The organism is Porphyromonas sp. COT-290 OH860, assembly GCF_000768935.1.
Lineage (GTDB): Bacteria > Bacteroidota > Bacteroidia > Bacteroidales > Porphyromonadaceae > Porphyromonas.
In genome coordinates this window covers 1-3,944 of the sequence record NZ_JRAR01000078.1, presented here as the reverse complement: position 1 = coordinate 3,944, position 3,944 = coordinate 1, and the positions used below count along the sequence as shown (strand labels likewise).

Genomic DNA, 3,944 nt, shown 5'->3' with positions numbered 1-3,944 from the left:
GACGGCATTATGCTCAAGGCTATTCGTGGGAAGACTCTTAACGAGAGTCAGAAGGCATTCAATCGTGTGATCAGTAAGACAAGGTGCTTGATAGAGCGTACCTTTGGCAGTATTCGACGTTGGTTCTTCGCTACCGAGGGTTAGAACGAACGCATACACAGAATATCCTTGAAGCTATGGCGTACAATCTCAAGCGTATGCCAGGGCTTCTTGTGCTTGAAGGTGTCAAATAACCGTAAAATCCCCATCCCTGAGGGATATTTCCCTCAGGGATGGGGATAAGGGGATAGTATTCAAGTCTCCCAAAGCCGTCAAACACTCAAAAAACACCGAGAAAGATACAAGAACCTTTGAGCGGTGCATTGCGCAATAGTCTCATTTAGGAGATTGATTGGGATTCTTATACCGAACTCACGTTAACCTAAGCTAAGGGGCGTGGTGAACAGAAGATCACCACGCCCCTTGGCTGTTTTGTATTGAGCTATGCTCTAAGTTTAGATTACTTCGCTTCAGCCTCTGGCATCAGCATCACCTCTACTCTGTTCTTTTGATCCAGCAACTGCTTGACGAGTGGAGCTAGGTCCTCACGCTTGATGCTACCGAGGGTTGCTTCATACTGACTAACGTTGTCTGTACCTCTGAAGTAGTAGTTGGAGAGCTGGCTCAGCCAGTAGCTATTCTCCTTGAGGCTTGTAGCGTGCGACTTCTTCATATTTTCTAGCACCTTATCGAAGTTCTCCGCCTTGGCTCCCTCTTGGACTAGACGATCGATCTCGGCATAGACAATCTTGTTGAGCTGATGAGCCTTGGCAGGATCCGTCTGGAAGGTTACTTGTAGCTTAGCCTCTCCCTCTGGGTAACGTATCACCGAGGCCGAAGCATTGGCTCCGTAGGTACCGCCTTCTTCTTCGCGGATTGTAGCCGTATAGACCTGATTGAGCACCTCACCTACGATGCTCATGATCATGGCGTTGCGCTGGCTATATGGGAGCTTACCGGAGATGAAGTCGAAGACTAGACCTGCTGGTGTAGACTGCTTCTTGGTGTAGTGATTGGTGAAAACACCCTTTCGCAGGCTGGGCAGACGACTCTCCATGGGCTTGGTGTCGAGGTTCTTCTTCACTGGGAGAGAGGCTATATATAGCTCAACTAGAGGGCGGAGCTTCTCGGGAGCAACATTGCCAACGAAGAAGAACTGGAAGTCCTTGGCGTTGGTCATACGCTCGTTGTAGAGCTTCATCGCCGACTCGTAGCTCATAGCGTTGAGTTCCTCTACGGTCACACTCTGGAAGAGCTTATTGCCGGGATAGATAGCTGCACTGATGCTATCACCCACAGAGCTCATAGGGTTGCTCTTCTGCGTTTCGATCAGATTAACCATCTTCTCACGGAATGCCTCGTAGGCCTGATTATCTAGACGTGGAGCCGTGAAGCTCAAATGAATCAGCTGTAGTAGGGTCTCTAGATCGTCCTTGCTTGAGTTACCAGACAGCCCGTCTGTGATCTGCCCGAGCGAAGCATTGAGGCTCACAACACGACCCGTAAGCACTCGGCCAAGAGCTGTTTCGTCAAACTCGGCGATACCACCGAGGCTGCTGATGTCATTGATCATACGCAGCTCTGTAGGATCGGCCTTGGGGAAAGAGGCAAGACCACCATGGCGCACAGCAGACATGAGGATCTGATCCTCCTTGAAGTCTGTGCTCTTGTAGATTACCTTGACGCCATTGCTCAGCGTCCAGACGGTAGAGCCATACTGCCCCTGCTTGTCCTCCTTGACGATCTTACCGGCCTTGGGGAGTTTCTTCATTAGCTTCTCGTCGCTTACTGGCTCCTTATAGACCTCAACCGGCTGCTTGCGAGCATTAAGGAACTGGCTGACAAGCTCGTCCTTGGTTGGGTACTTAAACTCTGGCTTCTCTGGCCCAGTGAGCGAAATGGCGATATTCTTCTCTCCCAAGAGCTCTTGAGCCATCGCATTGATCTGAGCCAATGGGAGCAGCTCGGCAAACTGCTCATAGATGGGGTATAGCACGTCTATATCGGCCAATGTACCACCATTGATGAAGTAGTCTACATACACAGAGGTAAAGCTACCATTCTTACGCTTATTGCGCTCGTTGTAGGTGGTCTTCATACCGACCATGAAGTTCTTCTTGGCACGCTTAAGCTCTCCCTCGGTGAAGCCATGCTGACGCACACGCTCGATCTCGGCTACAAGGGCCTGCAGTGCTGGCTCATACTTGCCATCGGCAGCCACTGCGCTGAAGGTCCAAGCATCTTTCGTCTTGGCTACCTGGAAGTAGGGGCCGAAGTTTGCCGAGGCTGCGATAAATGGAGCATTGGGCTTCTTCCAGATCTCCTCGAAGCGATCGTTGATCATAGCCGTAATGACACTCTTGATGTAGTGCTCTGCCACGCCAAAGGCTGTCGCTCTGATCTCAGCAGGCGTAACGTCCGTCTTGAAGGCGATAGAGATACGTGTCCCTACCCCTTCTGGGTCAGTAGCGATGATCGAGATAGGGGCATCGTTGTCCTCTACAGCGATGTAGACACGCTCGGCAGGATTGACAGGCTTGGGCACATCTGCAAATTGCTTCTTGATTGTAGCCTCTACATGGTCTACATCAATATCCCCCACGATGATGAGAGCTTGTAGATCGGGGCGATACCATTTCTTATAGTAGTCACGCAGCTCCTGATACTTGAAGTTGCGCACAATATCCATACTACCGATAGGCATACGCTTACCGTAGCGGTTGCCGGGGAAGGCGGCCTCGAAGGCTTTCTCGGCGATGCGCTGGTTACCGCTATCACGTGAGCGCCACTCCTCTTGGATCACACCTCGCTCGTTGTCGATTTCCTTATCCTCTAGGCTGATGGCATTACTCCAGTCGTGCAAAATCAGCAGGCAGGAGTCTACTACGGACTGACGCTCTACTGGCACATTGATTAGGGTATAAACCGTTTCGTCGAAGCTCGTGTAGGCATTGATACCAAAGCCAAAGCGCACGCCGATGGTTTCGAGCCAGTTGATCATACCCTTGCCGGGGAAGTTTTTCGTCCCATTGAAGGCAATATGCTCTAGGAAGTGAGCCAAACCGCTCTGCGAATCTTCTTCCTGCATTGAGCCAACCTTCTGAGCGATGTAGAAGTCTGCACGCCCCTCGGGTAGTGCATTCTTGCGAATGAAGTACGTTAGCCCATTCTCCAGCTGCCCCATGCGCAGAGCTGTATCCGCAGGTAGAGGCGGAGGCAACTGCTGAGCCGAGGCTAGAGTAGTAACGGCTAGTAGAGCTCCCGTAGACAATGCTACTAGGGAGCGGCGAAGTTTATTCAAAACATTCATAAGCCTAAAAAATGATCAGAATGATTTATAAAAATATTTTAGTTTGCTCGCTTAAACACCACAAATGTACAGAATTGAGTTGGAGTTTCTTCTGTATGACTGTTCCATTTCAGACACTAATACAACTTGATTGTAAGCTATCAAGTTCGACCGATGCTTCAGGCTTCTGCCCAAGAGTTGTATGTTGTCAAACAAAAGTGCACTACTACAAATTTAGTGAAATGTCGCTTTGTTGATTCAATTTGTTTGCTTGATATCGTTGATTTAGTGAGTCTCTTTTGAGTTCTTCCCTTATTTTGAGGATCTGGTCCTGCCTGCCGAGGTATACATCTATCGGCCTTAGGTTGCCAATCGACTCGTGATAGCGTTGCTCATTGTAGAGACCGTTGCACGGTATTTTGCCTCTTTTTGGTTAGAAACGTTGTATATATCTCTGATTATTACTATCTTTAATATGTAATTAACTGTATCGACATGGCAACTAAACCAACCGAACAAGCTCCGAGCTTCCTACAAGTATATACTCAGGTTCGTCGCGACCGCATGAAGCACTCCTTTCTCCGCCAAATCAATGCTTGCGTTGATTGGCGAGGTA

Annotated in this window: 1 protein-coding gene and 1 pseudogene; one reads left to right on the top strand and one right to left on the bottom strand. The window is 49.4% G+C overall.

The genetic code is table 11. The annotated features are described in order from the left end of the window. Window positions 1-233 (top strand): annotated as a pseudogene (locus HQ41_RS09910) (transposase); the annotation flags it as partial. A gap of 266 nt (window positions 234-499) precedes the next feature. Here the strand turns inward: HQ41_RS09910 and HQ41_RS08755 are convergent. Further along, window positions 500-3,349, bottom strand: a complete 2,850-nt coding sequence (locus HQ41_RS08755; RefSeq protein WP_044190623.1) for a pitrilysin family protein — start codon at window positions 3,347-3,349, stop codon at window positions 500-502. Window positions 3,350-3,944 lie beyond the last annotated feature (595 nt).